Origin of the sequence: Sphingomonas sp. BK345 (genome assembly GCF_014193845.1) — a bacterium.
Lineage (GTDB): Bacteria > Pseudomonadota > Alphaproteobacteria > Sphingomonadales > Sphingomonadaceae > Sphingomonas.
Window position 1 is genome coordinate 174,600 of record NZ_JACHZX010000006.1, and the last position, 26,933, is coordinate 201,532.

Here is a 26,933-nt window from a genome sequence, read left to right on the forward strand (position 1 = left end):
CTGGTGTCGCGATCGATCGTGCTGCCCCCTCGACCAGCGTCATCCTGAGCTCGTCTCAGGATCCACGGTGCCGCACACGCGCAGGGGGTGCGCGGAGGGGTGGATCCTGAAACGAGTTCAGGATGACGGCAGTGCGTAGGGGGAGCCGGGGCTAGCGCGCCGCCTAGGCGAGCCGCCCTGCCCCCCGGCTCAGAAGTGCAGCAGCGCTTCCAGCCCGAACGTCCGCGGCGCGTTGAAATTGCCGTAGTCGCCCAGCACGTTGTTGATGTTGCCCGCGCTCACGCTGCTGGTCGGTGCCGCCGGCAGGCTGTTCGACGGGTCGCGTCGATACACGTACTGCTCGTCGAACAGGTTGCGGCCCCACAGCGCGACCTCGAGCTTCTGCTTGCCCTCACCCAGCGCGATATCCGCGAGCGCGATCCGCCCGTTGAAGATCAGCGAGGCGTCGGCACGCGTGGCGAACTGGTCGAAGGCCTGTGTCGACTGGGCGTAATTGCCGTCGAAGTGGACGCGGAAGGTGGTGCTGCCCTCGCCCACCGGCACGCGATAGTCGATCGCGCCGCTCGCGGCGTTGCGCGGCGTGAAGACGATGTAGAAGTTCTGCTCGACGCTGCTCGTCACCCCGCCCGCCGTATAGTTGATCAGCACCGGCGGGATCTTGGTATAGGTGTAGGCGTACGATCCGTTGAGCGTCAGCCCTTCCACCGGGTTGAGCGTCAGATCCGCCTCGATGCCCCTGATCTTGGTCGTGCCCGGCGCATTGATCGTCACCAGATTGTTGAAGTTGCTGCCGTTGAACGGCTGGATCGAGCTGATGTCGACCTGGCTGTCCTTACGGTCCATGAAATAGCCGGCGAGGTTCAATCGGGCGCGATGGTCCCAGAAGTCGGACTTGAGCCCGATCTCATAGGACTTGATGTCCTCCGGACCGAACGACTGGTAGTTGGCGGTGCGCGAGCTGGCGCCGCCGGCGCGGTAGCCCGTGGCATATTTGGCGTAGGCATGGACGTCCTGGGTGACGTCGACGGCGACGGTAAGCGCGGGGTTGAAGCGATCCCACGTCCGATCGAGCGGCTGATAGCCCGCCGCAGTCGCCGCCGCGGTGTTCACGTCATAGTTCACGTTGCGCGAATAGTGCAGCTCGCCGCGCTTGGTGTCGTGCGTGTAGCGACCGCCCGCGGTGAGGTGGAGCATGTCGAGCGGGTTCCAGGTGATCTGGCCGTAGCCGGCGTAGCTCTTCGACCAGACCTCCGAGGCGCGGTCGATCGAGCGGCAGCCCGGCTGCGAGCCGAAGCCGCTCGAGCCGCGGCAGGGATCGAGGGTGACGTAATTGGCCCCGGTCACTTGGCCGGCGGCGTTGAGCACCGCGACCGCGCCGTTCGAATTGGGCGTCGCCGCGTCGTCGGTGACGTGCTCGTTGAAGTAATAGAGGCCCGCGACATAGTCGAACCGGTTGAGCGTGCCGACCGCCTGGAACTCCTGGCTGAACTGGTTCTGATGCAGGTCGGCGAGGCTGTAGCGGCTGAAACCGCACGGCGCCGCGGCGGTGCAGGCGGCGGTCAGGTTCACCACGGGCACGCGGTGCGCGCCACCCGAATTGTCCCACTGGGTCGCGTTGACGCCGCGCCACGCCGTGATCGAGCGCAGTTCCACCTCGGGCGAGGCCTTGTACTTGAGCAGGTTGGTAAAGCCATGCGTCTGGTCGACGCTGGGCTGCTGCGGCACGCCGAGGTCGGCCGTCTTCATCCGGCTCGTGCCGTTGACCACCACGCCCGGCAGCAGCGGCTTCACCGTGCCGGTGAGCGAGCTGTAGCTGGTGCCAGGCAGCACGCAATTGGGGGCATTGCTGACCGGACCGGCGGCACAGCCGTTCGGATTGTAGTTGAGCAGCTGGCTGTAGAAGGGCGAGTTCTTGTCGAGCCCGTAGTCGTAGGAGAAGTCGTCGGTCAGCCCCTCGAACGGCTTCCACCGCGCCGCGATGCGGCCGCCGCGGCGATCGTAATAGTTGAAGCCCGCCTGCCCCGCGAGCGGGTTCTTGGTGGTCGGCCCCTGGTATTGGACGACGCCGTCGACCTTGACGCTGACGTTGTGATATTCGGGCAAGTCGAGGTGCAGCTCGCCGTTGTAGGCGCCGTAATTGCCGATGCCCGCGCGCATGCGTCCCTCGAACTCGCCCGAGGGCGCGCGCGTGACGACGTTGAGCGCGCCGCCCTCGGTATTGCGCCCGAACAACGTGCCCTGCGGACCCTTGAGCACCTCGACCCGCTCGACGTCGAACAGCGCGGCGTTGAGGCCGTGCTGGCGGCCGAGGTAGACTCCGTCGATATAGATGCCGACGCCCTGCTCTCGCGCGGGCTGGTTGGCATCGAGCGGGACGATGCCACGGATGCCGACCGTCAGCGCCGACTGGCGCGCCTCGAAGGTGGCGACGCGCAGGCTGGGCACCGCGCCGTCGGCGAGGTCGTACAGGCTCTGCACGTGGCGGTCCTGCAGCGCCTGGGTGCTGAGCACGTTGATCGCGACCGGCGTCGATTGAAGGTTGGTCTCGCGCCGCGTCGCGGTGACCACCACCTCGTCGAGTCCGCCGGGCTGCGCCGCGTCTGGCGCGGCGGCGTCGGGCGCGGCGCTCGGGTCGGCGGCGGCGGTGGGCGCGGCCCCGCCGGGTGCGGCGAGCGCGTGACCCGGGACGGCGAGCGCGGCGATGCCCGCGAGCAGATGCAGGCGGCGACGCGATAGATACGACATGAACTTCAACCCCTCTACGGCACGTTGGCCTGTGCGGGGCCGATAGGAGGGTTGCGCGGCGCTACCGTTACGGTTCGGTGACGCAGCGCGACTTCTTCATCTCATCTTATTTTCATCTTACTTCATCTGGCACGATCGCCCCTCTACTTGGGGCGATCTTCGACACCGCCCGGATCACGCCGCACCGCGCCGCGCCGCGGGCTCTGTCCCCGGCGGCAGCGGCGCGTCGCGCAGCCCCTGCCCCAGCCGCTCGAACGCGGCGGTGGACTCCACCGCGGCGTCGATCGCGGCCTCCAGCGCGCGATAGGCCGCGAGCACCTTGCGCCCGGCGTCGGTCAGCCGCGCGCCGCCGCCGCCACCGCGCCCGGTCGCGACCAAACGGTCCTGCCAGCAGCGGTTCATCTCGTCGACCAGCAGCCAGGTGCGGCGGTAGCTCATCCCCAGCGCGCGCCCCGCCGCGGAGATCGATCCGTGCGCGTCGATCGCGTCGAGCAGGTCGGCCTTGCCCGGCCCGAACGCGATCGAGTCACCGCACAGCAGCTGCGCCTTCAGCTTGAGCGGACCGTGCCGCACGCGCGCGAGAGGGAGCGCCAGCGGCTCAGATCGCCGCCAGCGCCTGCTCCATGTCGGCGATCAGGTCGTCGGCATCCTCCACGCCGATCGAGATCCGCACCAGATTGTCGGTGATCCCCAGCGCCTGCTTGCGCGCGTCGGGCACCGACAGGTGGGTCATCGCCGCGGGATGGCTCGCCAGCGTCTCGGTGCCGCCGAGGCTGACCGCCAGCTTGGCGATCTTGAGCGAGTCGAGGAAGCGGAACGCCTCGGCCTCGCCGCCCTTGAGGTACAGCGAGAAGGTCGAGCCGCCGCCGGTGCAATGGCGCCGGTAGATGTCGGCCTGCCGCCCCTCCGCCTCGGCGAGGAAGCCGAGATAGCCGACATGCTCCACTTTGGGGTGATCGCGCAGAAAGGCGCACACCTTGGCGGCATTCTCGCCGGCGCGGCTCATTCGCAACTCGAGCGTCTCGAGGCTGCGCAGCAGCATCCAGGCGGTATTGGGGTCGCAGATCGTCCCGATCGTGTTGCGCATCGCGCGGATCGTGTCGATCACCGCCTTGGACCCGAGCACCCCGCCCGCGACCAAGTCGGAGTGGCCGCCGGCATATTTGGTGAGGCTGTACACCACCACGTCGGCGCCGTGCTGGAGCGGCTGCGACCAAAGCGGGCCGAGGAAGGTGTTGTCGATCGCGATCGGCGGCTTCTCCGCGGCGCTGCCCCAGATCGCGTCGCGGCTGGCGGCGACCGCCTCGACGTCGACCAAGGCGTTGGTCGGATTGGCCGGGCTCTCCAGGTAGATCAGCGCGACCCGGCCCGAGGCGGCCTTGGACAGGACCATGTCGATCTCCTCGCGCGTCGCGCCCGCGGGGAAGTCGAGCCAGTGGACGCCGAAGCGGCCGAGCACGCGCGCGATCAGCGTCTCGGTCGCGGCGTAGAGCGGGCCCGAGTGGACGATCGTGTCACCCGGACGCACCAGCGACAAGAACAAGGTGGCGATCGCGGCCATGCCGCTGGAGAAGGTCAGCGCGTCCTCGGCGCCCTCCCAGATGCCGAGCCGGTCCTCCAGGATCTCCTGGTTGGGGCCGTTGAAGCGCGAGTAGACCAGCCCCGCCGCGCCGCCGGGCCGCTTGCCGGTGACACCCTCGAAATGGCGCTTGCCCGCCGCCGCGTTGGGGAAGACGAAGGTGGAGGTGAGAAACACCGGCGGCTTCAGCGCGCCTTCCGACAGCGTCGGGTCGTAGCCGTGGCCCATCATCAGCGTCGCGGGCTTGAGCTTGCGCCCGCCGATCGCGTCGACCTCGGGCTTGGGCGAGACGCGGGTCTCGACCCCGGTCAGCTCCTGCTCAGTGGGTTCGTCGGCCATGCGATCGTTTCTCCTGATACTTACGGCGCCCGATAGGGCACGAAAGCGCCGAGCGCGCAACTGCCCGTGGGAATGCGCGCGGGCAGATCGACCGTCTGCGCGATGTCGCCGCGGCACAGCCGGGTCTGATATTGGCGCGTGACCAGGGTGTCGCCGCGGCGCACCCGCTCGCACCCGCCGCCGGTCTCGCTGACATAGACCAGCTTGTTGCTCACGCGGTAGACCAGCTTGGTACCGTAGGCGGAGAGGTCGGGTCGGGTGAATCGGGTGTCGATACACTCCTGCGGCTTGCCCGCGGTCTTCCCCGCGATCAGCTTCTGATAATCGGCGTCGGGCGCGCGGTCGCGCGGGGCGGCGGCGATCGCGCCCGCGCTCAGCAGCGCCGCCGTGGCGAAGGTGGGGAGGAAACGCATGACCTTACCTCGTTCGTCTCAGAAGCCCCCGCGGGACGTGTAACGCACGAGGCGGCGAGTCGGGAACAGCGGTACGTCATACGACGCGGACCGTCCGCGCCCCGTGACGTCGCCGAGAAATAGACCGCAACATTTCACGTTCCCGACACAATCGCGTTCTAGCGCGTGCCCCGCGGGGGGAGCCGCATGGATCGAGGGGCCGCCAGGGGGCCTCGTGCGACGGTGAACCGGTGCGCTGACCGCACCGCGGCGTCGCCCCATGCCTCTTGCCGCGAACAGACAAGAGGACATCATGCGCTCACCCAAGTCGATCCTGCTCGCCACCGCCGCCATCGGCCTCGCCGCGCTGGCCCAGCCCGCGCTGGCGCAGGACGTGCCCGCCGCCGCGCCCGCCGCCAGCGGAGCCGACGACGGGCTGGGCGAGGTGGTCGTCACCGCCGAGCGCCGCAGCGAGAACATCCAGCGCGTGCCCGTCTCGGTCGCGGTGGTCGACGGCGACTCGCTGCGTACCTTCCAGGCCGGCGGCGAGGACGCACTGGCGCTCGCCGGTCGCGTCCCCGGCCTCTACGCCGAGACCACCACGGGGCGCATCTTCCCGCGCTTCTACATCCGCGGTCTGGGCAACATCGATTTCTATCTCGGCGCGTCGCAGCCGGTGTCGATCATCCAGGACAACATCGTGCTCGAGCACGTCGTGCTGAAGTCCAACCCGGTCTATGACGTCGCCAACGTCGAGGTGCTGCGCGGCCCGCAGGGCTCGCTGTTCGGGCGCAACACCACCGCCGGCATCATCAAGTTCGACACGATCCGCCCGGGCCAGACATGGAGCAGCCGCTTCAACGCGTCCTACGGCAGCTACAACACCGTCACCTTCGACGGCGGCGTCGGCGGCCCGATCGTGCAGGACAAGATCGCGATCCGACTCTCCGGCCTGTACCAGCACCGCGACAATTGGGTCGACAACACCTTCACCGGCACCGGGGCGGACGGCACGCGCGGCGGGCGCGACCAGCTCGGCGGCTTCGACGAGCGCGACGCGCGGCTCCAGCTGCTGTTCACGCCGACCGAGGACCTGTCGGTCAACGTCTCGGGCCATGTCCGCTCCTACGAGGGCACCTCGACGATCTTCCACCGCGGCGCGCTGCTGCGCGGGCAGAACAACATCAACCGCGAGCCGCGCGACCAGGTCGCGCTCGACGAGGCCGACGGCAACCCGCAGGCCTACAAGACCTATGGTGGGTCAGTGAACGCCGCGTGGGACTTCGGCGCGGCGACGCTGACCTCGATCACCGGCTATGAGACCACCTCGGGCTACAGCCGCGGCGACACCGACGGCGGCGCCGCGGTCAACTTCGGCGGCGTCGGCTTCGGCCAGAGCGAGGGGCGTGTCCGCGACCTCGACCAGTGGACGCAGGAGCTGCGGCTCGCCAGCAACGGCGACGGCGCGTTCAAATGGCAGTTCGGCGGCTTCTACTTCGACAGCCGCGACGTCACCGACTTCTACCAGCGCGGTTTCTTCCTGCGCCCGGGCACGACCGGCTACAATCCCAACAACTGGGTGCGGCTGCACAACGTGAACACCAGCTGGGCGGTGTTCGGCCAGGCGAGCTATCGTCTCGCGGACCGGCTGACGCTGACCGCGGGCGCGCGCTACACCGAGGACGACAAGCGCACCGAGCTGGTCCGCTCGGGCCGCAACGCCGCCGGCACCACCGAGACCTTCCCCGCGAGCGCGCCGCGCAGCGTGAAGCTCTCCGGCAAGGAGCCGAGCTGGGACGTCTCGGCGCTGTACGAGCTGGACGACGCCACCAGCGTCTACGCCCGCGTCGCGCGCGGCTTCCGCGGCCCGACGATCCAGGGCCGCTCGGCCGTCTTCAACACGCCCTTCACCACCGCCGACTCCGAGACGATCATGTCCTATGAGGCGGGCGTGAAGTCGCGGCCGACCAGCAACCTGCGCCTTAACGCGACGGCCTTCACCTATCGCGTCAAGGACATCCAGCTCAACGGCAACGACGCCGACGGCAACGGCGTGCTGTTCAACGCCGACCATGCCGATGCCTATGGCGTCGAGGCCGAGCTGGAGTGGCGGCCGATCCGCAACATCACCTTCTCGCTGGGCGGCAGCGCGATCCACACCGAGATCAAGGACAAGCAGGTCTATGCCCAGGTCTGCGCCTTCGGCGGCGTGGTGACCTGCACGGTGCAGGACCCGACGATCACGCGTACGATCTTCGGCCAGCCCGCGGTGCTGGCGCAGATCGACGGCAACCCGCTGCCCAACGCGCCGCGCTGGCAGCTCGACGCCGCGGTCCGCTACGACATCCCGCTGACGAACGAGGGCAACCTCTTCGTCTCGAGCGACCTCAACGTGCAGGGCTACACCAACCTGGTGCTGTACAAGACGCGCGAGTTCTACGCCGACGGCAATCTCGAGCTGGGGCTCAAGGTCGGCTACACCACCGCCGACGGCAAGTATGAGATCGCCGCCTTCGCGCGCAACATCACCGACGAGAAGAATCTCAAGGGCGTGATCGAGAACTACAACGCCGCGGTGTTCAACGAGCCGCGCGTGGTGGGCATCTCGCTCGCGGGCCGCTTCAACTGAGGTGACGGCGGGAGGGGAGGCGATGATCCCGCCCCCTCTCCCAAAGCCGTTCCCCGGCGAAGGCCGGGGTCCAGCTGGGCAGACCGTCGTGGTCGACCCGCTACCTCCCCCGACGGGGCCCCGGCCTTCGCCGGGGAACGGCGATATCAGGGCAGCGGGCCTTCGCCCTCCTCACAACGTCGCGATCCAGTCGGGCAGCTCGCCCAGCCGCGCCAGCTGGCGGAAGCGCGGGTGCGCCGCCGGCGCCGCGGCGACCTCGTGGCTCCACGCCAGCGGCTGCGGGATGTAGGCGCCCCACGCCCCCGCCTCCAGCGCGGGCAGCACGTCCGAGCGCATCGAGTCGCCCGCCATCACCGCTCGCTCGGGCGCGCAGCCGTAACGGTGAAAAACCCGAACGAACGTGTCAGCGCGCTTGTCGCTGACGATCTCCACGCCGGTGAACAGCTGCCCCAGGCCCGAGGCGGCGAGCTTGACCTCCTGGTGGAGCAGGTCGCCCTTCGTCACCAGCACCAGCCGCGCGCTCGCGGCGAGCCGCTCCAGCGTGGCGGCGACGTCGTCGAGCAGCTCCACCGGATGGTCGAGCAGGGTCCGCCCGATCTCGAGCAGCCGCCGCACGCTCGCCGCGGGCAAGTCGTCGCCGGCGAGCTCCAGCGCGGTCTCGATCATCGAGAGCGTGAAACTCTTCGCGCCATAGCCGTAGCGCTTGAGATTGCGCACCTCGATCGCCTCCATGCGCGCGCGCGCCGCGGGCGCCGCGGCGAAGGGCGCGACCAGCTCGGCGAAGGCCTGCTCGGCCGCGTCGAAGAAGCGCATATTGTGCCACAAGGTGTCGTCGGCATCGAGGCACACGAGGTCGATGGTCATGGCAGCAGGTCTCCGCGCCCGCGCTTAGGCGAGCGCGGGGCGCGTGTCAGCCGGGCGCGGCGAGCCAGTCGCGCGCGAGGCGCTCGGCCGCGGCCCAGTCCGCCGCGACGGCGGTGCGATAAGGCCACGGGCTGCGGCCGCCCGCGGCGTCGAGCCGCGCCTGCCACGCCCCGCGCTCGGCGGGGTCGGGCACGACGAAGACCGCGCCGCGGACGAGCGTCGCCAAGACGTCGCGTCGCGCCTTGAGCCACAGGGCGAGCGGCCGACCCGCCTCCGCCGAGGGCCGCTGCGCGCCGTCGAGCAGCAGCGCCAGCGGCGTGCCCGCGGCGAGCAGCGCGTCATAGTCGTGCGTCCAGTACTCGCCGTCGGCGGCGGTGGTCAGGGCGCGACCGGTCGAGCGATGGAGGCCGGGCGCGATCGCGGTGAAGAAGGCCCTGCTCATGCCAGCGCCGCCATCACGCGTGCCGAGGTCAGCGCGCCAGCGAACAGCTCGCGCCGTTCGGGGCAAGCGCGACAGGACGGCAGTCGATCGAGCCGCGCCGGGTCGGCGAGCAGCGCGCATAGGAGCGCCTCGTCGCCGTCGGGGCCGAACGGGCAGCCGCGACACAGCTGCCGCCCGAGGCACGCCTCGCCGATCGTCATCACGCTGTCGATCACCGGCGCCATCATCTCATAGCCGAGCGGGGCGAGCAGCGCGTAGAGCCGTTGCTGCACCGGCGCGCGCTGATCGCGCGCACGACGCCAGCAGCGCGCCGCGCGCGCGAGCAGCGCGGCGGGGAGCGGGGCCGCGCCGCTCATGAGCGCGCTCCCCACCGCCCGACTCGCTCGCGATAGGCGTCATAGTCGGCGCCGAAGCGGTGTCGCATCATCGCCTGCTCCTGCGGCACACGCAGCAACCACAGCGCCGCCATCGCAGGGATCACCAGCGCGCCAGCGACCAGATTATGCACCAGCAGCGGCTGGGTCAGCGCGCTCAGCCATATCGCGATGTACATGGGATGGCGCCAGCGCGCGTAGACGCCCCCGGTCACGAGCGTAAGATCACGTTGCAGCTCGAGCGAGGCGCTCCAGTTGCGGCCGAGATCGGCGTGGCTGCGGTAGAACAGCAAAGGCGTCGGAGCGAGCGCGATCGCCCGGCCGCGCTCATCCACTCGGGGAGCGTATAATCGGCGCCAGCGAAGACGCCGGTGGCAAGATGGACGAGCGGCAGCACCATCATCGTTGCGAACATGCCGACCATCACGATCCGTTCAGCGGTTCCGCGCTGCCCCGCCATGACGGCGTTGCCACGATTGCGAGCATGATACGGCAGGCGGATCGCCGTCATCGCGGCGAAGCTCGCGAGCCAGAACAGTCCCGGCCAGTCGATCAGGCGCCATCGCGTCAGTGCGGCCACGACCAGCACCAAGGTGACCAGCAGCAACGAGTGGCCAGCTACGCCCGCCAGCAGCGGCGCTCGCTCGCATGGGCCCGGCATCGTTGCGACGTGATCGTCCGTCATTACTCCGCTGCTTAACGCTATTGCGAGTCTCTAGCATACTGAGGCACATGAAGCGAGGGTGCGAAGCGCGCGACGCATCCGTGCTGCGGCAAGCGCCACGGCCTGGCGCTGCAGTGTTACCCTCGTCTGGCTGGGCTCCCGCTTTCGCCGGAGCATCACGCTGGTTCGAGACCAGGAAGATTTCACGCCAGCGGAAATGGCCGTCGCTCCCACCTGCATGTCGAGCAAACGACACGGATCGCGCGACATCGCCGAAGCGTTGTGCCCCCATGACCGACGATCGCAACCGCCCCGCCGCCGACCCCCAGCACCATCGCCAGCCAGCGTTCGACAAGGACGAGGGCACGTTCGGTCAGGGCTATAGCCGCGAGGACGAGCGCAGGCTCGGCGAGCAGATGCCGGCCGGGTCCGTCGCGCCGAGCGAGTCGCGCGTCGATACGGCCGACCCAGCGCTGCCGCCCGAGAACGGGCGCCGCGCGTCCTTCGACCCGGCGACCGGCGAAGTGCACGGCAGCGGGTCGGGCGCGGGCGGCGGCAACCCCGGCGAGGACTTCGAGGAAGACCGCAGCGGCGGCGACGGTCTCCCGCTCACCGGCAAGGCGGACGGCGAGCGCTAACGTTCGTTACTGAGCGGAGACCCCGCCTCCGTTACTGCGCCTCACGCCGCCGCACGCAGCTCGCCCACCGCCGCCCGCAGCTCGTCGTTCGCGAGTGCTGCGCGCGACAGTCGATCCTCCAGCAGAGCGGCGAGTTCGCCGAGTCGCTCGTGACCGAACAGCCGCGCGGTGCCGGCGAGCTTGTGGAGCCCGTCGAGCGCCTCGTCCCGACCGCCGCCTCCGGCTGCCAGCGACTCCAGCGCGGCGAGGGTAGCCTCGGTCCGCGTCGCGAAGCGCGCCCGTAGCGCCGGGCTGATCGCCGGCGACGATGGCGCGGGCGCCGCCCGCGCCGGGACGAAACGCGCGACCGTCTCGGCCAGCTCGGCGGCGCGCAACGGCTTGGCGACATGCGCCTGCATCCCCGCGGCGCGACAGGCCGCGACGTCATCGACGAAGGCGTTGGCGGTCAGCGCCACCACCGGCAGCGTCGCGGCGTCATGCCCGGCGGCGCGCAGCCGGCGCGTCGCCTCGAGCCCGTCCATGCGCGGCATCTGCATGTCCATCAGCACCAGCGCATAGGGGCGCCCCGCCGCGTTCGCCGCCGCGATGGCGGGCAGCACCTCGTCGCCGTCGCTCACCAGCGTGGCATCCAGACCGATCTGGCGCGCCACGGCGAGCACCAGCTCCTGGTTGATGTCGTGATCCTCCGCGATCAGCACGCGCACGCCGCCGATCACCCCCGCCGGCGCCGGAGCCTCGCCCAAGGGCGCAGGTTCTGCCGCTGGCGCGACCGCGCGCAGCGGCACGTCGAGCGTGAAGGTCGCGCCCTCGCCCGGCGCACTCGCGACGCTGAGCGTACCGTTCATCAGCGCCGCCATCTTCGCGCTCACCGCCAGTCCCAGGCCGGTCCCGCCATAGTGTCGCTCGGTCGTGCGGTCCGCCTGAGCGAACTCCTCGAAGATCGCGCCGAGCCGCTCGGGCGCGATCCCGATCCCGCTGTCGGCTACGCTGACGCGCAGGCGCCCGCCGCCCACGTCGGCGCGCACGACCACCTCGCCCGCGGCGGTGAACTTGATCGCGTTGCCGAGTAGGTTGAGCACGATCTGGCGATAGCGCAGTGGGTCGCCGAGCAGCCGCGGCGGCAGCGCGGGCGCGACCTCGAGCCGCAGCGCCAGCCCCTTCTGCTCGGCCACGGCGGTCATCAGCCCGACGCAGCGCCGCAGCACGTGGCGCAGGTCGAGCGGCTCCTCGTTCAGCCGCATCTCGCCGGCCTCGACCTTGGCGAGATCGAGGATGTCGTTGAGCAGTCGCATCATGGCGCGGCCGGAATCGGCCATCAGCTCGAGGTAGCGCCGCTGCTCCTCGGTCGGCGCGGCGGCGAGCAGCAGATCGGTGAAGCCGAGCACGCCGTTCATCGGCGTGCGGATCTCGTGGCTCATGTTGGCGAGGAAACTCGACTTGGCCTGGGTCGCCACCTCGGCGCTGGCGCGCGCGGCCTCCAGTGCCAGCTCGAGTCGCTTGCGCGCGGTGATGTCGCGCACCGCCGCGATCACGCCGCGCGGCGGTCGGCCGGGCGTGTCGACGATCGCGCGCACGCTCGCCTCGAGCCAGCGTGGCGTCTCCCCTTTCTCGCCCCCCGCGCCTACCTCGCGCGGGGCCTGACGGCAGGTCACCACGTCGCGCAGCGCCTCGCCCGCGATCAACCGGGCGAAGCTGGCGGCCACCGCGCCGCGATCGTCGCGGTGAACGAAATGGTGGAGCGGCTCGCCGATCAGCGCCGCGGGCGCCACGCCGAACGTCTCCTGCGCCGACGGCGAGGCGTAGAGGCACAGGCCGTCGCGCCCGAGTCGGAGCACCGCGTCGGTGGCGTTGTCGGCGAGGAGCGCCAGCTCGGCCTCGGCACGCGCGCGCAGCCGCATGTCGCGCTCGAGCCGCGCGTGCGTGCGTTCCAGGTCGGCGAACTGGCGGCGTCGCTCCCGCAGCACGAAGGCGGCGAGCACGAGCAGCAGCGTGGCGCTGGCGAGCCCGGTCGCAATTCCGAGTCGCTCCAGCCGCGCGGTGCGCGCCTTGCGCGCCACGAGCAGGCGCTGTTCGGCGTCGCGAACGCGCGCCAGCGCCGCTACCACGATCGCGGTCTCGCGCTTGCCCGCCGCGGAGCCGGTGAGCGCGACCGCGGCGGCGGTACGGCCCTGGTCACGCCAGCGCACCGCCAAGGCCATCTCGTCGAAGCGGCCGTTCAACCGACCGCGCAGCGCCGCGACGTTGGCGCGCTGCGCGGGATTGTCCGCCACCATCCGCTCGAGCCGCGCCAGCGCGGGCCGCGCGTGCGCGACCGAGCGAGCGTAGGTGGCACGCTGCGCCGCGTCGCCGGTCATGACATAGCCGCGCCGGTTGATCTCGGCGCGCATCGCCTCGATCTGCACCGTATCGAGCGCGGCCCCGACCTCGAACGTATGCTGCACCCAGCCGAAGGCGGAGCGGCTCTGCACCGCGAGCAGCGCGGCGCTGCAGCCGCAGCTCAGCAGCAGAGTGAAGCCGGCGACGAGCGAGGGCCCGGAGCCCATCAGCGAGGCGAGAACAGGCGAGCGGCGCATCGCCGATCGGGTAGCGGCCTATGGTTAACTTCCCGATAGCGACAGCGGAACGGCTTGTTCACGCCGGCCCGCTAGGAGCCAGACACCCTCCACCGGCGAGTCACCATGCGTCTCTGGTCCAGCCTGCGTGCCTCGCCCCCGCCTTACCAGTCGATGGCGCGTGTTCCACGCGCCGACTGGGAGCGCCTGGCCGACGAGCTCGATGAGATCGCCGCAGCGGCGGCCGGGCTGATCGGCACGCCGGCCGCTCTCGTCACGATCGTCGACGAGCGGCTGTGGGTCGCCGGCCGCTTCAACTCGCGGTTGCACGGGCTCGAGCGTGACGAGTGCGTCTGCGCTCATGGCTTGGCCGAGCCGGACCGCGTGCTGTGCGTCCCGGACCTCCAGGCCGACGCGCGGTTCGCGCGCATGCCGATCGCGCAGGGGCCCGAGGCAGTCCGTTTCTATGTCGGGGCCGCGCTGGTTGGCGCGGACGGGGCAGCGCTCGGCATGTTGTGCGCCGTGGACCAGCGCCCGCGCGCCGCGCCGCCCGAGCCGCTATGCCGCGCGTTGCAGCGGCTCGCCCGCGGCGCCGCGATGCGGCTGGGCGCGTAGCGGCGTCGGCGCGAGAAGGTCTCGGGTCATCGCTGCTCGCGTTCCTGCGCACGCAGGAACCCAGGGTCGGGGCCTGTCGATCGTAGCTCTGGGTTCCTGCGTGCGCAGGAGCACCGCTCAGCGGGAAGGCAGGCGCCGCTCATGCCACCTCTGCCGGCACCTCTGGATAGGCGGCGATCACCTCCCCCAGCGCCGCCTCGAAGGGGCCGAGATGCGCGGCGAAGGGGCGCCAGGCGCGGTCGCCGCCGCGGAAGAGCGGCTGGCGAACCTGCTCGGACGAGGCGGTGCGCACCGCGCGCTCGGTCGCGTGGAAGCTGAGGCAGGCGTCCTCAAAGTCGAGCCCGCACGCCGCCAGCAACGCGCGGATCATCGGCTCGGGCGAGTCGACCAGCGCCTCGTGGATCACGCGATGCACCGCCCCGGGCTGGACCGCGTCGACGCGCGCCATCAGCCGCACATAGTCGCGATAATAGCGCCCCATGTCGGAGAGACCGTAGCTGAACCCCTGCCCGCGCGCGAAATGCTGCTTGTAGTTCGAGAAGCAGCAGGCGCGCGGCTCGCGGCGCGCGTCGATGATCGTGGCGTTGGGCAGGATCAGGCGGATGAGCGGCACGTGCGCCCAGTTGTTGGGCAGCTTGTCGACGAAGAACGGCCGATCGGTCCGCCGCTGCACCGCGGCGCGGCGCAGATAGTCCTCACCCAGCTCGCGCGCGCGCTCGGCGGTGAGCGAGGCGAGGCCTTGCGGATAATCGCCGATCCGCCGCGCGATCGCGGGCAGGTCGGGCAGCTCGGTCGTCCCTTCGACCTGGCTGTGCGAGGCGAGGATCTGCTCGACCAGCGTCGAGCCAGCGCGGGGCATGCCGAGCACGAAGATCGGGTCGCGCGCCGGGCAGCCCCAGCCGGCCCGCGCGGCGAAGAACTCGGTGGTGGCTAGCGTGATACTCGCGTCGACGAACGCCTGCGTCGCGTCGGCGTCGTAGACGATCCCGCGCCGCCGCAGCGCGTTGCCCGCGGCATAGTGGGCGAAGGCGCGATCGGCGTCGCCGCGCTCCTCCCACGCCTTGCCGAGCGCGAAGTCGAGGTGGAAGCGATCCTCGTCCTCGCCCGCCTCGGCCAGCGCGCGCTCCATCGCCGCGACGTCGGCGTCGTCGAAGCGCACCGTCTTGAGATTGGCGAGGCTCCACCATGCTTCGCCCAGCACCGGGCGCAGCGCGATCGCGCGGCGATAGGCCGCAACCCCCTCGGCCTGCCGCCCGACCGTCTTGAGCATGTGGCCGAAGCTCATCCACACCTTGGGCTGCGCCGGCGCGGCGGCGAGCACGCGCTCGTAGAGCGCGATCGCCTCGTCGAAGCCGCCGAGCCGCCCCAGCGCCGCGGCCTTCAGATTGGCGTGGCCGAGATGCTCGGGCTCGACCGCGAGCAGCGTGTCGAGCTCGGCCAGCGCCTCGGTCGGCCGGTTCTGGCGATAGAGCACGATCGCGAGATTGGCGCGCGCCGCGGTGAAGCCGGGCGCCAGCTCGAGCGCGCGGCGCAGCAGCGTCTCGGCGTCGCGGTTTCGCCCCAGCCGCCCCGCCAGCTCGGCGAGCATGCGGATCGCGCGCGCGTCGAACGGGTCCCTCTTAAGATAGCCTCGGAGCAGCGGCTCGGCGATCTCCAGGCGATTGTCGTGGAGCGCCAGCGCCGCGTCGACTAGCAGGGGCGGCAGACGCCGGGGTTCGCGGACAGACACGAGGGACATGGAAGACCGAGACAATCACGCCGAGGCCGCGCGATCAAGCCGCGCGCTCACCTTCTGGGGCCTGCTGGCGCTAGTGATGGGCAATCTGATCGGCTCGGGCATCTACCTGCTGCCCGCCACGCTGGCACCGCTGGGCGCCAATGCCACGCTCGGCTGGGTGGTGACGATCGCAGGAGCGATGACGCTGTCGTTCGTGTTCGCGCGGCTCGCCGCCGCCATCCCGCGCGCGGGCGGGCCCTACGCGTACGCCGATGCCGCCTTCGGCCCGGTGATCGGCTTCGCCACCGCGTGGAGCTATTGGACGCTGGTCTGGGCGGGCAATGGGGCGGTGGCGGTCGCCGTGGTGAGCGCGCTCAGCCTCGCCTTCCCCGCACTGGCGCCGCACGCCGCGATCGCCGCGGTGGTGCTGGTGTGGCTGGCGGTGCTGGTCAACATCCGCGGCGTCGATCTGGCGGTGAGGCTGCAGATGGCGACGATGGTGATCAAGCTGGTGCCGCTCGCCGCTGTGGTGCTGCTCGCCGCCTGGCTGCTGCTGACGCGCGGCGTGGCGGTGTCGCAGGAGGTTGCAGTGCCGCTGACGGTGACGGGCACCGCTGGTGCGGCAGCGCTGACCTTCTGGGGCTTTCTCGGCGTCGAGTCGGCGACGGTGCCGGCCGACCGCGTCGCCGACGCGCGGCGGATCGTGCCGCGCGCGACGCTGATCGGCACCGCCGCCGTGGGCGTGATCTACCTGATCGTGTCGAGCGCCATCACCGCGCTGATGCCGCGCGCCACCGTCGCCGCCTCGCCCGCCCCGATCGCGGCCTTCCTTGGCCTCGGCTTTGGCGGCGGGGTCGCGCAGGTGGTCGCGCTGTTCGCCGCGATCAGCGCGCTCGGCACGCTCAACGGCTTCGTGCTGCTCCAGGGCGAGGTGCCGCGCGCGATGGCACAGGGCGGCGTGTTCCCGCGCTGGTTCGCGCGCGAGACCGCGCAGGGCACGCCGGCGCGCGCGCATGTCGTCGCCGGGCTGCTCGTCACCGCGGTGACGCTCGCCAACTTCACGCGGGGCATGGGCGACCTGTTCGCCTTCGTCGCCTCGGTGTCGCTCGCGGCGGGCATGCTCGCCTATCTCGCCAGCGCGCTCGCCGCGGTGAAGCTGCTGCGCGACGATCCCGTCGCGCGCGTCGTCGGCGTGATCGCGGCGGTCTTCGTCGGCTGGCTCTCCTACGGGCTCGGCGCGGAGGCGAACGGCTGGGCGCTGGCGCTGCTGCTCGCCGGCGTGCCGGTCTATCTCGCGGTCAGGCGCGGCGGCGCCAGCGCGCGCTGAGCCTGCGGTCGGCGAGGATGGCGTGCGCGGCATTGTGGCCGGGCGCGCCGGTCACCCCGCCGCCGGGGTGCGCCCCCGATCCGCACATGTAGAGTCCGCGGATCGGCGCGCGATAGTCGCCGTGGCCGAGCACCGGGCGCGCCGACCAGAGCTGGTCGAGGCTCATCCTGCCGTGGAAGATGTCGCCCCCGATCAGCCCGAACTTGCGCTCCAGGTCGAGCGGCGAGTGGATCTGGCGAGCGATCACGCTCGCCTTGAAGTTGGGCGCGTGCGCGGTGACGGTGTCGATGATGTGGTCGGCGACCTCCTCGCGAACCTCGTCCCAGCTCCGCGCTTTCCCGTCAGGACCGGGGGGCAGCTCGGGCGCGAACTGCTGGCAGAACAGGCTGGCGACGTGCTGCCCCGGCGGGGCGAGGCTGTCGTCGACCGTGCTGGGGATCTTCATCTCGACGATCGGCTGGCGCGACCAGCCGTGGACGCGCGCGTCGTCATAGGCGCGGTCCATATAGTCCATGCCCGGCGCGATGATGATCCCGGCGGTGTGATGCTCGGCGCGCGCGCGCCCGGGTAGCACGGTGAAGTCGGGCAGCTCGCTCAGCGCCACGTTCATCCGGAACGTGCCCGAGCCGGTCTTGAACCCGGCGATGCGGCGGCGGAAATCCTCGGGCAGCTCGTGGCCGGCGACCATCTGGCGGTACAGCATCGCCGGCCCGACGTTGGCGGCGACGATCGGGGCGACGATCTCCTGCCCGCTCTCCAGCACCACGCCCGCGGCGCGACCGCCGTCGACCAGCACGCGCGCGACCGGCGCGTCCACGCTGATCTCGACGCCCTCGGCGAGGCACGCCGCCGCCATCGCCTGGGTGATCGCCCCCATGCCGCCGACCGAGTGGCCCCAGGCGCCGTACTTGCCGTTCACCTCGCCGAAGACGTGGTGGAGCAGCACATAGGCCGAGCCCGGGGTCGACACGCCGGCGTAATTGCCGACCACCGCGTCGAACGCGAAGGCGGTCTTGACGTGATCGTCCTCGTACCAGCTGTCGAGGAAGTCACGCGCGGACTTGGTGAAGACGTCGAGCAGGTCGCGCTGCGCGGCGATGTCGAGCTTGGCGAGCGGCCAGGCCTGGCGCGCGGCGCTGACCAGCTCGAGCAGCCCGCCGCCCGCGTTGGGCGGGATCTCGAGCGCGAGGTCGCGCAGCACCTGCGCGACGCGCTCCAGCGCGGCGTCATAGGCGGGGTAGGCGTCGGCGTCGCGCTGGCTGAAGCGCGCGAACTGCGCCTGGGTGCGCTGCGTCCCCCCGCCGAGCGTGAGATAGGTGTCCGCGAAGGGGAAGAAGTTGCTGATCGTGCGCTCGATGATGCGATAGCCGCGATCGTGCAGCTTCATGTCCGCGATCACCTTGGGGCGCAGCAGGCTGACGGTGTAGCTCGCGGTGGAGTTGCGGAAGCCGGGGTGGAACTCCTCGGTCACCGCCGCGCCGCCGACGACGTGGCGGCGTTCGAGCACGCGCACCTTGAGGCCCGCGCGCGCGAGATAGAAAGCGCAGACCAGGCCGTTATGCCCCCCGCCGATGATGATCGCGTCGTACCGCTGCGTCATGGTTTCCCCTTGTTCGTGTCCTCGGACGTGTTCGCCCCGCCGCTTGCCCACTCCACTGGCGTCACCCCGAACTCGTTTCGGGGTCCACCGTCCCGCACATTCAGGTGCGTCGGCGCTCGCGGCACGGTGAATCCTGAAACGGGTTCAGGATGACGGCAGCGGGTGGGGTGAACGGCGCGCGCCCTCCCCAGCCCCTCACGCCTGGCGCACTCGCCGCGACCAGCCCGGCGGCGGGGCGCGGTGCTGGCGCGCCTCGGGGATGCGCTCGCGGATCTTGGCGGCGAAGCTGCGCAGGCACACCTCGCTCGCGCCGATCGGCCCGGCGGTGTAGCTCGACGACGCCATCCCCTCCTGCACGCGCTCGATCAGCCAGGTGTCCTCGGCGTTGACGGTGCGGTTGATCCGCCAGTTGGCGTAGCGCACCAGCCGCATCTCGCGCCGCTGGTCGGGCAGCGCGAAGCTCATCTCGCGCAGCAGGCTGGTGGTCGGCGTCAGCGGCAGCCACTGCATGAAGTCGATCTGGTCGGCGTAGATGTCGAACGCCATGTTGGGCCACAGCTTGTAGTAGAGCCACCGTCGCTGGTTCGCCTCGGGCAGATGGTCGACGCGCGGCAGATGCGTCTGGTAGAAGCGCTCCCACGGATCGCTCGACGGTCGGTCCACCAGCTCGCCCGACATGCGATCGACCCAGTCCGCCGCCTCGATCGCGTAGCTCTTGCCGAACAATCGCGTCAGCCCGTCGTGCGCCACCGGAATGTGGAGGTTGTCCGAGTAGTTGTCGCCGACGTTCTTCCAGTTCACGCGCCGCTCGCGCTCGCGCACGTCGGAGAGGCGGCGCATGTCCTCGAAGCGATAGGGGGCGACTTCGGCGTCATAAGGCGCCATCATCGTCGCGACGCTCGGCCCGCCGTCGTCCTCGAGCCGCACGAAGACGAAGCCGCGCCAGATCTCGACCTCGACGCTGGCGAGCCCGTTCTCCTCGAGCCGCAGCGCGGGATAGTCGCTCTTCATCGGCACGCCCGACAGGCGCCCGTCGAGCTCGTACACCCAGGCGTGATAGGGGCAGACGAGCTTCCGGGCGCAGCCGCTCGCCCCCTCCACCAGCCGCATCGCGCGATGGCGGCAGACGTTGTGAAAGCCGCGGATCACGCCGTCGGCACCGCGGACGGCGACGAGCTGCTCGCCGAGATAAGAGAGCGTCCGCCACGCGCCCGGCCCGGCCAGGTCGCTCTCATGGCAGACGATCTGCCACGACGGGCGGATCACGCGCGCGCACTCCAGCTCGAAATATTCGGCGTCGGTGTAGAGCCAGCCGGGCAGGCTCCAATCCGCGTCGGGATCGGCGTAAGGCAGATCGGTCGAGCGATGCATGGAGGCCCCGCGTGATTGTTGCACGAACGTATAACAACGTCGCGGCGTGAGCAAGCGCGCCGCTCCCGAGGCGCGCCGCGCCGAGCTGATCGCGGCGACCGCCCGCGTGCTGGCGGCGCGCGGCGCGGCGGGCGCCTCGGTGCGCGTGATCGCGGCGGAAGCGGGCGTGTCGCCCGGGCTGGTGACGCACCATTTCGGCGGGGTCGAGCGGCTGATCGAGGGGACCTACGACCATGTCGCCGCGCGCGTCGGCGAGGCGCTGGAGTCGGCGGTGGCGGCGGCGGGCGGGTCGCCGCGCGCGCGGCTGGCGGCCTATCTCGACGCCAGCTTCGCGCCGCCGATCGCCGACCCCGCGCTGCTCGCGACCTGGATCGCCTTCTGGAGCCTCGCGCAGGGCGGCGCGACGATGCAGGCGAGCCACGCGCGGCACTACGCCGGTTATCGCACACGGCTGGAGGTGTTGCTGGGCGAGACGGGCGTGGCGCCGGATCGGCGGCGATTGGCGGCGGTGGGACTCACGGCGCTGGTCGACGGGCTGTGGCTGGAGCTGTGCCTGTCGCCGGGGGCGTTCACCGCGGCCGAGGCGCGCGCGGTCGTAGCGACGTATCTGGAGGCGATGTGAGGGAGCGACCTTCGTGCTCCCGCGAACGCGGAAGCTCAGGATGGCTCAGCGGTGACGTTCGCGGCCCTGGATTCCCGCGTGCGCCGGAACACGGCACTGTCGTCATTCCGCCGCCGCCCGCGAACACGCCGATGGTGCCGGCGGTACACCCGATCCCATCATGATCCCCGGTGAAGGCCGGGGCCCAGTCGCGAAAGCGGGTGTGAGACTCATCGGCGGCCCCCAACTGGACCCCGGCCTGCGCCGGGGAACGAACGATCATTGAACCGCTCCGCCCGAACCCCCTATGCGGCCGAGCTTCGACTTCACTTCGCCAGATCGCCGAACAGCGACACGTAGTAGCGGATCCCCGGCGCGATGTTGCGCACCTCGGTGCGCTCGTTGAGGCCGTGGCTGAAATCGTCCGACTCCTTGATGAAGGTCGGACTCGCGCCGTAGCTCGGCACATGGTGGTAGCGGAACCACATGCTGTCGCTCGCCCCCGCCGACATGCTCGGGAAGACCGGCACGCCGGGCCACGCCTTGCCCACCGCCCTGGTCACCGCGGCGACGAAGTCGGGGCGCATCGGCGAGGCGTCGTTGGCCACCGATCCCTCGCTCACGTCGCGGATCGTCAGCGCCGGCTCGGCCGCAACCTGCTGGAGCGTGGCCATCACCTCGGCGGGCTTCACGCCGGGGAAGATGCGGCAGTTGATGTTGGCGGTCGCGCGCTGCGGCAGCGCGTTGAGCGCGTGCCCGCCGGACACCATCGTCGACACGCACGTCGTGCCGATCTGCCCGACATAGGCCGGGTCGGCGGCGAGGACCGCGATCGCCTTTTCGTCCTTCGGGTTCTCCGCGAAGGCGCGCATCGCGGCGGCGAGCTCGCCCGTCTTCTGCTTGGCGGCCTCGCGGAAGAAGGTGCGCGTCACGTCGGAGAGCTGCGGCGTGAAGCGATACTGCCCGATCCGCACCAGCGCGGCGGAGAGCTGGTTGATCGCGTTCTGCGGCCGCGGGGCGGAGCTGTGCCCGCCCGGGTTGGTGACGGTCAGCTCGAAGTCGGCGTAGGTCTTCTCGGCGCCGTTCCAGGTGAAGAACTGCGGCTTGCCGTCCTCGGCGAAGCGACCGCCGCCGCCGTCGATGTTGATCACCAGCTCGGCGTCCTTGAGCTGCTCGGCGATGAGCGCGCTGGTCTTCATCCGCGTCTCCTCGTCGCCCGAGAACTCGAGCACGATGTCGCGCCGCGGCCTGAAGCCCGCGCGCTTCATCCGCAGCAGCGCGGTCATCGCCACCGCCGCGTCCAGCTTCATGTCGGTGGCGCCGCGGCCGTAGAGGTAGCCGTTCTCGACCACGGGGGTGAACGGATCACGCTGCCAGTCGGCGGGCTTGGCCTCGACCACGTCGATATGGCCGGAGACGACCAGCGGCTTGGCCGACGGGTCGCTGCCGCGCCAGCGCGCGACCAGATAGGCGGTGTCGTCGACCGGGGTGATCGTCACGTCCGAGTCGGCGAAGCCGCCGGCGACGAGCACCGACTTGAGATAGGCGGCGAGTTGCGGCGTCTGGTTGCCCTGCCCCGCGACGCTGCGGAACGCGATCGCGCGCTTGGCGATATCGAGCGCCTGCGCGTCGGACCCGATCGCGGCGGTGTCCGATGAAGGGGTCTGCGCCAGACCGGGCGCCGGGATCAGCGCGAGCGTCGCGCCGAGAAGGAAGAGATTGCGCCCGATCGCCATGCACGATGCCCCTTTGTCGTTGGAGGACAAAGCGTATCGTGCGGCCCCGCGGACGCAAGCGGGATCGCTGCGCCGGGCCGCGTCGCATCCGCGACGCGCGGCCCGGCGCCCGCCAGGTCAGGCCTTCTTGGCGCTCAGGTGCGCGCTGAGGTGCTTGTTCATCTCGAACATGCTGGCCGACTTCTTGCCAAAGATCTTCTCCAGCTTGGCGTCGGCGTTGATCTGGCGCTTGTCCTTCTCGTCCTGAAGGTTGTTCTTCTTGATATATTCCCAGACCTTGCTGACGACCTCGCTGCGCGGAAGGTCGTTCTTGCCGACGATCTCGGCCAGCTCGGGCGACGGGGTGACGGGGGCGGTGATGCCGCCGCGTGCGCCACCGGCGGCCTTGCCGGTCGACTTGACCTTCTTCTCGGCCGCGGCGGTCTCGTCCTTGCCGCGCTTCTCCGCTGATCGTGCCATCACACTCTCCTCTTTCCGCAGAAATGGTCCCCACGGCGCATCGGCCGATGCTCTGCCGTCCCACTCTGCCCACGGAGCGAACGCCGCTGCAAGTGAAACGATGCGTCTTCGCGGCCTGCCGAACGGCTCAGCGCGATAATCGGTCGCTATGCCGCCCGAGCGACGACGCTTGGCGCCGCCGCTCCGTCGCTCAGAAGCGCGTGCGCACGCTCACCGCGTAGAGGCTGTCGTCGGTGCGGGTGTCGCGCCACAGGTAATCTTCGTTGAAATAGCTGCGGTAGCGCGAGCGCAGGATGTTGCTGCCCTCGACCGTGACGGTGACGTTCCTGGTCACGTCATAGCCCAGGCTGAAGTCGAGCCGGCCGTTGGGGCGGACATAGTTGAGCCACGCCGGCGAGCCGACCGGGCGGACGTCCTGCGTGCCCGAGCGGTCCTCGTCGAAATAGCTCGAGCGGTAGGTATAGACCACGCGCGCCGAGATGCCGCTGCGATCGTAGAGCAGGCCGGCGTTGAAATTATACTTGGAGACGCCCTGCAGCGGGTAGCCGGACAGCGGGTCGTCGCCGCCCACCTCCGAGTCCGCCAGCGTGAAGTTGCCGAACGCACCCAGTCCCGCGAGGTCGCCGGGCAGGAAGGAGAAGAAGGTCTGCGCGCTGGCCTCGATCCCCTTCAGCTTGGCGGTGCCGACGTTGCGCGGGCGCGAGATGTTATAGGTGATGCCGTCGATCAGCTCGGCGGTGCTGGCGGTGATCACGCGGTCGCTGATGTCGCGGTAATAGCCCGCGAGCGCGACATAGCCGTCCTTCCAATAATATTCGATCGTCGCGTCGTAGCTGTCAGACTTCTGCGGGCGCAGCTGCGGATTGCCGCCCGAGCCGCTGTTGAGGATGTTGGGGTTGGTCGAGACGATATAGTTCAGCCCCGGGTTGAGCGAGCCGAACCCCGGCCGCGCCAGCGTCTTGGCGTAGGTGGCGCGGAGCTGGAGCCCGCCCCCGAGCTGGAGCCGAGCGCTCGCATTCGGCAGCCAGTCGGTGTCGCTCGTCTTGGACGTGGTCGTCACCGGCGTGCCGCTGACCAGGCCGGTGCCGCTGATCTCGCGGTCGGTCTTGCTGAGGCGGACGCCGAGGCGGCCGTCGAGCACCACCGGTCCGCTGCCGAACGGCACCTCATAGCCCGCCTGGGCGTAGGCGGCGTAGCTCTTCTCCGCGACGTCGAAGCGGCGGGTCGGATCGAACGGCGGCTGCCCGTCGGGGGCGCGGAAGAAGGCGCGCAGCGACTGCTGCCCCGCCCCGGACAGCAGATAGTCGGTCGACGGCAGCACGAACGGCGCGCCGTTGTTGATCTGCGGGATGCCCGGCGCGCGCTCGAGCGGCAGCTCGGTCGCGGTGATCGGCGTCGCGAACGAGCCCCCCGGCGGGTTCACACCGAGCTGGACCTGCTGGAAATTGGCGGTGCGATCGGCGTAGCGGCCGCCCACCTCGATCGTCTTCAGGATCGTGTCGACATCGTAGCTCGCATCGGCCTTGGCCGCGAACAGCCCGCCGCTCGCGCGCGAATAATCCTGGAACAGCGCGTTGATGAAGGTGAAGCCGGCGGGGTCCGCCATCGGATTGTTGGGCGCGGTGATCGCGGCGGTCTGGTTCGGGTCGGTCAGCCCCAACGTGACGCTCGGCACGCGCTTGCCGATGTCGACGATGAAATTGGCGTTGTTGGTGATCGAGCGCTCGTAGCTGACGTCGAGATTGGCCTTGGCCGGCCCCTGGTCGAAGCGGAAGCCGCCCGCGGCGAGCCAGGTGTCGGTGCGATTGTCGTGCGCCTGGGTCGAGGTGAAGGCCTCGAGGTCATTGAAGGTCGCCGCGTTGAACGAGCAGAGGTTCTGCTGGGTGATGGTCGCCGGATCGATGGTGGGATCGGGGTTGCCGCGATTGGGCGCGATCGCCGCGGTGAAGCAATTGTCCGAGCGGTCGACGCCGCTCACGCTGCGCGCGGTGCTCAGCCGATATTCGTAGAAGCCGGTGGTGAATTTGCTGCGATAGGCCGAGTAGAGGCCGTCGACATACACCTCCAGCGCCGGGCTCGCCTGCCATTGCAGCGAGGCATTGGCCTGGGGGCGCTGATAGCGGCCATATTCGTTGAGGCCGCCGGTGGAGATCGGCAGGATCAGCCCCTCGGCGCCGGCGGGGCCGCCGTTGCCCGAGCGGCGGTCGGCGACATAGTTGCTCGGCCGGTTATAGGGCATGTCGTACCAGGAGACGTTGATCAGGGCGCCGATCTCACCGATGGCGGTGTCCCAGCGATCGGTGGCGAGGAAGCTCACCTGCGGCCCGAGCTTCTCGGCGTTGGAGGGGTAGTTGAGCTTGCCGCTCAGCGCGATGGTGGGCTCGGTATAGTTGAACGCCTTGTTGAGCCGCAGGTCGATCGTGCCCGCGACGCCGCCCTCGATCAGGTTGGCGGTGTTCGACTTGAACACGTCGACCCGCGCCACCGCCTCGGCGGGCAGGTCCTGGAAGGCGAAGCCGCGCCCCTCGGCGGTGAAGATCTCGCGGCCGTCGAGCGTGGTGAGGATGTCGGGCAGGCCACGCACGAGCGGGTTGACGATCTCGTTGTTGCCGCCGACCGTCACCTGCACGCCGGGCACGCGCTGGAGCGCGGCGGCGGTGGTGGGATCGGGGAACTTGCCGATGTCCTGCGCCACGATCGAATCGACCACCTGCGGCGCCGAGCGCTTGATCTCGGCCGCGCGCGCGAGACTGGCGCGGATGCCGGTGACCACGATTTCGTCCCCGGTGGTGGCGGTGTCGGCCGCGGCGGCGGCGGGCGCGGCCCCGTCGGCCGCGGGGAGCGGCGCGCTATCGGTACCGGCGGGCGCGTCGGCATCGGTCGGGGGCGTCGTCGGCTGCGCGTTGGGCGGCGTGCTGCCCTGCTGCGCGAGCGCGGGGACGGCGGCGGTCAGCGCCACCAGGGATACGGACAGCGCGAGCGTGTGGCGCATGGGACCTCTCCTGACATGGTCGTCGGGCCGACGCTCCTATGCATCGGCCCCTTATGCCATCCACTTATCAGATAAATAGGTTCGGCGTAGCGACAACCTTCCTGACCTGAAGCAAGAACCGCCTCAATCGTGAGGCGGTCCGGGCAGCGCGCGTTCAGTGAGGGGCACCTCCGGCACACCCGCGGCGCTCCAGCGTATGCGGGCGACATGGGGGGCGCGCAGAGCGGTGCAGCCCTGCCCCGCCGCGCCGTTGGCGTGGTAGACGATCCAGGTCTCGCCGGGACGAGGCTGGAAGAAGGTGTTGTGACCGGGCGCGAACACCCGTGCGCCGGGGCTCGATGCCAGGATCGGGCGTGCCGCCTTGGTCCAGCTGCGGGGATCGAGCAGGTTGGCGTCGGCGCGCGTGCGGAGCAACCCGACGGCATAGCCGTCCGACCAGCAGGCACTGCCCGAGTAGCTGAGGAAGAGGTCGCCGCGCGGGCCGCGGACGAAGGCGGGTCCCTCAAGGATCTGGCGGCCGCCCTGCCGCTCCCACGCCTGGTCGGGGCGCGCGATGACGCGCTCGGGTCCGGTGAGCGTCCATGGATTGCGCATCGCCGCGATCGCGAGGACGCTGTCGGGCCCGTCATAGGCCGAGTAGACGAACCAGGATCGGCCTTGCGCGGTGAAGACGGTGCCGTCGAGCCCCGGCAGGCGCGTGTTGACGCGGCCGCGATCGACCCAGCGACCAGCGAGCGGATCGGTGGCACGGTTCTCCAGCACGAAGACGCCGCGATGAGCGTCGTCGTCATATTCGGCATCGGCCGCGGTGTAGTAGATATACCAGCGACCCTTGAGGCGGTGGAGCTCCGGCGCCCAGATCGATCGCGCGTTGGCGCCGCGCGCGGGCGGCTGCCACACGGTCGTCTCGATCGCCTCGTCGAGGCGGGCGAGGTCGCGCGTGCGCCGGATCGCGAGACGGTCGCCGCGTGTGGCCATGACATAGTACCAGCCGCCGTGAGCGATGACATAGGGATCCGGTGCGGAGTCGAGCAGCGCGCGCTGCGGCACATCGCCGGGCGGCGCGGCGGCCACCAGCGTAGCGGCGATGGCGAGCAGGCGAAGCGCGCGGGGCATGCTAGGTGCATGGCGCTTTTATCATCGGCTTTGCAAGGAGTTCGCTCGCACGCGCCAGCGCAGGTCCGCCTTGAGGCGGAGACGTCGTGAATGGGTTCATGTGATGGTTTGTGTTGCAACGCGCTGGCTTCAATGCCTGGCGGCGACCTACTCTTCCATCGCTTGAGCGATAGTACCATTG

Annotated in this window: 22 protein-coding genes; 5 read left to right on the forward strand and 17 right to left on the reverse strand. The window is 70.4% G+C overall.

Annotation, left to right across the window (positions count from 1 at the left end; translation table 11 throughout):
- Window positions 1-189 precede the first annotated feature (189 nt).
- The 4 genes from FHY03_RS17785 to FHY03_RS17800 all read right to left on the reverse strand — a co-directional run bounded on the left by FHY03_RS17785 (window position 190) and on the right by FHY03_RS17800 (window position 5,076).
- Window positions 190-2,745, reverse strand: coding sequence for a TonB-dependent receptor (locus tag FHY03_RS17785; RefSeq protein WP_183931867.1), 2,556 nt, complete (start codon window positions 2,743-2,745; stop codon window positions 190-192).
- Window positions 2,746-2,919: 174 nt separating this feature from the next.
- A complete protein-coding gene (locus tag FHY03_RS17790; RefSeq protein WP_183924449.1) occupies window positions 2,920-3,318 on the reverse strand; it encodes a LysR family transcriptional regulator in 399 nt (132 codons plus the stop codon).
- A 25-nt stretch (window positions 3,319-3,343) separates the two neighbouring features.
- Window positions 3,344-4,663: a cystathionine gamma-synthase family protein gene (locus FHY03_RS17795; protein WP_183931868.1), complete on the reverse strand. Its 1,320-nt coding sequence runs from the start codon at window positions 4,661-4,663 to the stop codon at window positions 3,344-3,346.
- A 20-nt stretch (window positions 4,664-4,683) separates the two neighbouring features.
- A complete protein-coding gene (locus tag FHY03_RS17800) occupies window positions 4,684-5,076 on the reverse strand; it encodes a hypothetical protein (RefSeq protein WP_183924445.1) in 393 nt (130 codons plus the stop codon).
- A 292-nt stretch (window positions 5,077-5,368) separates the two neighbouring features.
- On the opposite strand from FHY03_RS17800, the gene FHY03_RS17805 reads away from it, so the two are divergent.
- Window positions 5,369-7,684: a TonB-dependent receptor gene (locus FHY03_RS17805; RefSeq protein ID WP_221190309.1), complete on the forward strand. Its 2,316-nt coding sequence runs from the start codon at window positions 5,369-5,371 to the stop codon at window positions 7,682-7,684.
- Between the two features lie 171 nt (window positions 7,685-7,855).
- Here FHY03_RS17805 and FHY03_RS17810 read toward each other — a convergent pair whose 3' ends face one another.
- From FHY03_RS17810 to FHY03_RS21175, 5 genes are read right to left on the reverse strand one after another with little or no spacing between them, the layout of a single operon-like run.
- Window positions 7,856-8,548, reverse strand: a complete 693-nt coding sequence (locus tag FHY03_RS17810; protein WP_183931870.1) for an HAD family hydrolase — start codon at window positions 8,546-8,548, stop codon at window positions 7,856-7,858.
- A gap of 46 nt (window positions 8,549-8,594) precedes the next feature.
- Window positions 8,595-8,990, reverse strand: coding sequence for a hypothetical protein (locus tag FHY03_RS17815; RefSeq protein WP_183931871.1), 396 nt, complete (start codon window positions 8,988-8,990; stop codon window positions 8,595-8,597).
- Window positions 8,987-9,346: a hypothetical protein gene (locus FHY03_RS17820; RefSeq protein ID WP_183931872.1), complete on the reverse strand. Its 360-nt coding sequence runs from the start codon at window positions 9,344-9,346 to the stop codon at window positions 8,987-8,989. Before FHY03_RS17820 ends, FHY03_RS17815 begins: the two co-directional genes overlap by 4 nt.
- The gene (locus FHY03_RS20765) at window positions 9,343-9,579 is read right to left on the reverse strand and encodes an isoprenylcysteine carboxylmethyltransferase family protein (RefSeq protein ID WP_311722231.1); all 237 of its coding nucleotides are present in this window, start codon (window positions 9,577-9,579) and stop codon (window positions 9,343-9,345) included. The genes FHY03_RS17820 and FHY03_RS20765 overlap by 4 nt, the downstream gene beginning before the upstream one ends.
- Window positions 9,576-9,971 carry a hypothetical protein gene (locus tag FHY03_RS21175; RefSeq protein ID WP_260159392.1) on the reverse strand — a complete coding sequence of 132 codons (396 nt, stop codon included), beginning with the start codon at window positions 9,969-9,971 and terminating at the stop codon, window positions 9,576-9,578. Before FHY03_RS21175 ends, FHY03_RS20765 begins: the two co-directional genes overlap by 4 nt.
- A 347-nt stretch (window positions 9,972-10,318) precedes the next feature.
- On the opposite strand from FHY03_RS21175, the gene FHY03_RS17830 reads away from it, so the two are divergent.
- On the forward strand, window positions 10,319-10,666 hold the full coding sequence (locus tag FHY03_RS17830; protein WP_183931873.1) for a hypothetical protein: 348 nt from the start codon (window positions 10,319-10,321) through the stop codon (window positions 10,664-10,666).
- Window positions 10,667-10,707: 41 nt separating this feature from the next.
- On the opposite strand, the gene FHY03_RS17835 is transcribed toward FHY03_RS17830, so the two are convergent.
- Window positions 10,708-13,239, reverse strand: a complete 2,532-nt coding sequence (locus FHY03_RS17835) for an ATP-binding protein (RefSeq protein ID WP_183931874.1) — start codon at window positions 13,237-13,239, stop codon at window positions 10,708-10,710.
- Between the two features lie 105 nt (window positions 13,240-13,344).
- Between FHY03_RS17835 and FHY03_RS17840 the strand changes: the two genes are divergently transcribed.
- Complete coding sequence (locus FHY03_RS17840) at window positions 13,345-13,833, forward strand: GAF domain-containing protein (RefSeq protein WP_183924431.1); 489 nt, start codon at window positions 13,345-13,347, stop codon at window positions 13,831-13,833.
- A gap of 139 nt (window positions 13,834-13,972) precedes the next feature.
- Here FHY03_RS17840 and FHY03_RS17845 read toward each other — a convergent pair whose 3' ends face one another.
- The gene (locus FHY03_RS17845) at window positions 13,973-15,571 is read right to left on the reverse strand and encodes a sulfotransferase (protein ID WP_183931875.1); all 1,599 of its coding nucleotides are present in this window, start codon (window positions 15,569-15,571) and stop codon (window positions 13,973-13,975) included.
- Between FHY03_RS17845 and FHY03_RS17850 the strand changes: the two genes are divergently transcribed.
- Window positions 15,570-16,877 carry an amino acid permease gene (locus FHY03_RS17850; protein WP_183924427.1) on the forward strand — a complete coding sequence of 436 codons (1,308 nt, stop codon included), beginning with the start codon at window positions 15,570-15,572 and terminating at the stop codon, window positions 16,875-16,877. The genes FHY03_RS17845 and FHY03_RS17850 overlap by 2 nt on opposite strands.
- Here the strand turns inward: FHY03_RS17850 and FHY03_RS17855 are convergent.
- Complete coding sequence (locus FHY03_RS17855; RefSeq protein WP_183931876.1) at window positions 16,849-18,477, reverse strand: NAD(P)/FAD-dependent oxidoreductase; 1,629 nt, start codon at window positions 18,475-18,477, stop codon at window positions 16,849-16,851. The genes FHY03_RS17850 and FHY03_RS17855 overlap by 29 nt on opposite strands.
- Before the next feature lie 195 nt (window positions 18,478-18,672).
- Window positions 18,673-19,848 (reverse strand): aromatic ring-hydroxylating dioxygenase subunit alpha, encoded by a 1,176-nt coding sequence (locus tag FHY03_RS17860; RefSeq protein WP_183931877.1) that lies wholly within the window; start codon window positions 19,846-19,848, stop codon window positions 18,673-18,675.
- 46 nt (window positions 19,849-19,894) lie between these two features.
- On the opposite strand from FHY03_RS17860, the gene FHY03_RS17865 reads away from it, so the two are divergent.
- Entirely contained in the window at window positions 19,895-20,470 is a 576-nt protein-coding gene (locus FHY03_RS17865; protein ID WP_183924421.1) for a TetR family transcriptional regulator C-terminal domain-containing protein, read from the forward strand.
- A gap of 305 nt (window positions 20,471-20,775) precedes the next feature.
- Here the strand turns inward: FHY03_RS17865 and FHY03_RS17870 are convergent, their stop codons facing one another.
- The 4 genes from FHY03_RS17870 to FHY03_RS17885 all read right to left on the reverse strand — a co-directional run bounded on the left by FHY03_RS17870 (window position 20,776) and on the right by FHY03_RS17885 (window position 26,752).
- On the reverse strand, window positions 20,776-22,185 hold the full coding sequence (locus tag FHY03_RS17870) for a M20/M25/M40 family metallo-hydrolase (RefSeq protein WP_183924418.1): 1,410 nt from the start codon (window positions 22,183-22,185) through the stop codon (window positions 20,776-20,778).
- 117 nt (window positions 22,186-22,302) lie between these two features.
- Window positions 22,303-22,644: an SWIB/MDM2 domain-containing protein gene (locus tag FHY03_RS17875; protein ID WP_183924416.1), complete on the reverse strand. Its 342-nt coding sequence runs from the start codon at window positions 22,642-22,644 to the stop codon at window positions 22,303-22,305.
- Window positions 22,645-22,834: 190 nt separating this feature from the next.
- The gene (locus FHY03_RS17880; protein ID WP_183931878.1) at window positions 22,835-25,636 is read right to left on the reverse strand and encodes a TonB-dependent receptor; all 2,802 of its coding nucleotides are present in this window, start codon (window positions 25,634-25,636) and stop codon (window positions 22,835-22,837) included.
- A 123-nt stretch (window positions 25,637-25,759) separates the two neighbouring features.
- A complete protein-coding gene (locus tag FHY03_RS17885; protein ID WP_183931879.1) occupies window positions 25,760-26,752 on the reverse strand; it encodes a family 43 glycosylhydrolase in 993 nt (330 codons plus the stop codon).
- Window positions 26,753-26,933 lie beyond the last annotated feature (181 nt).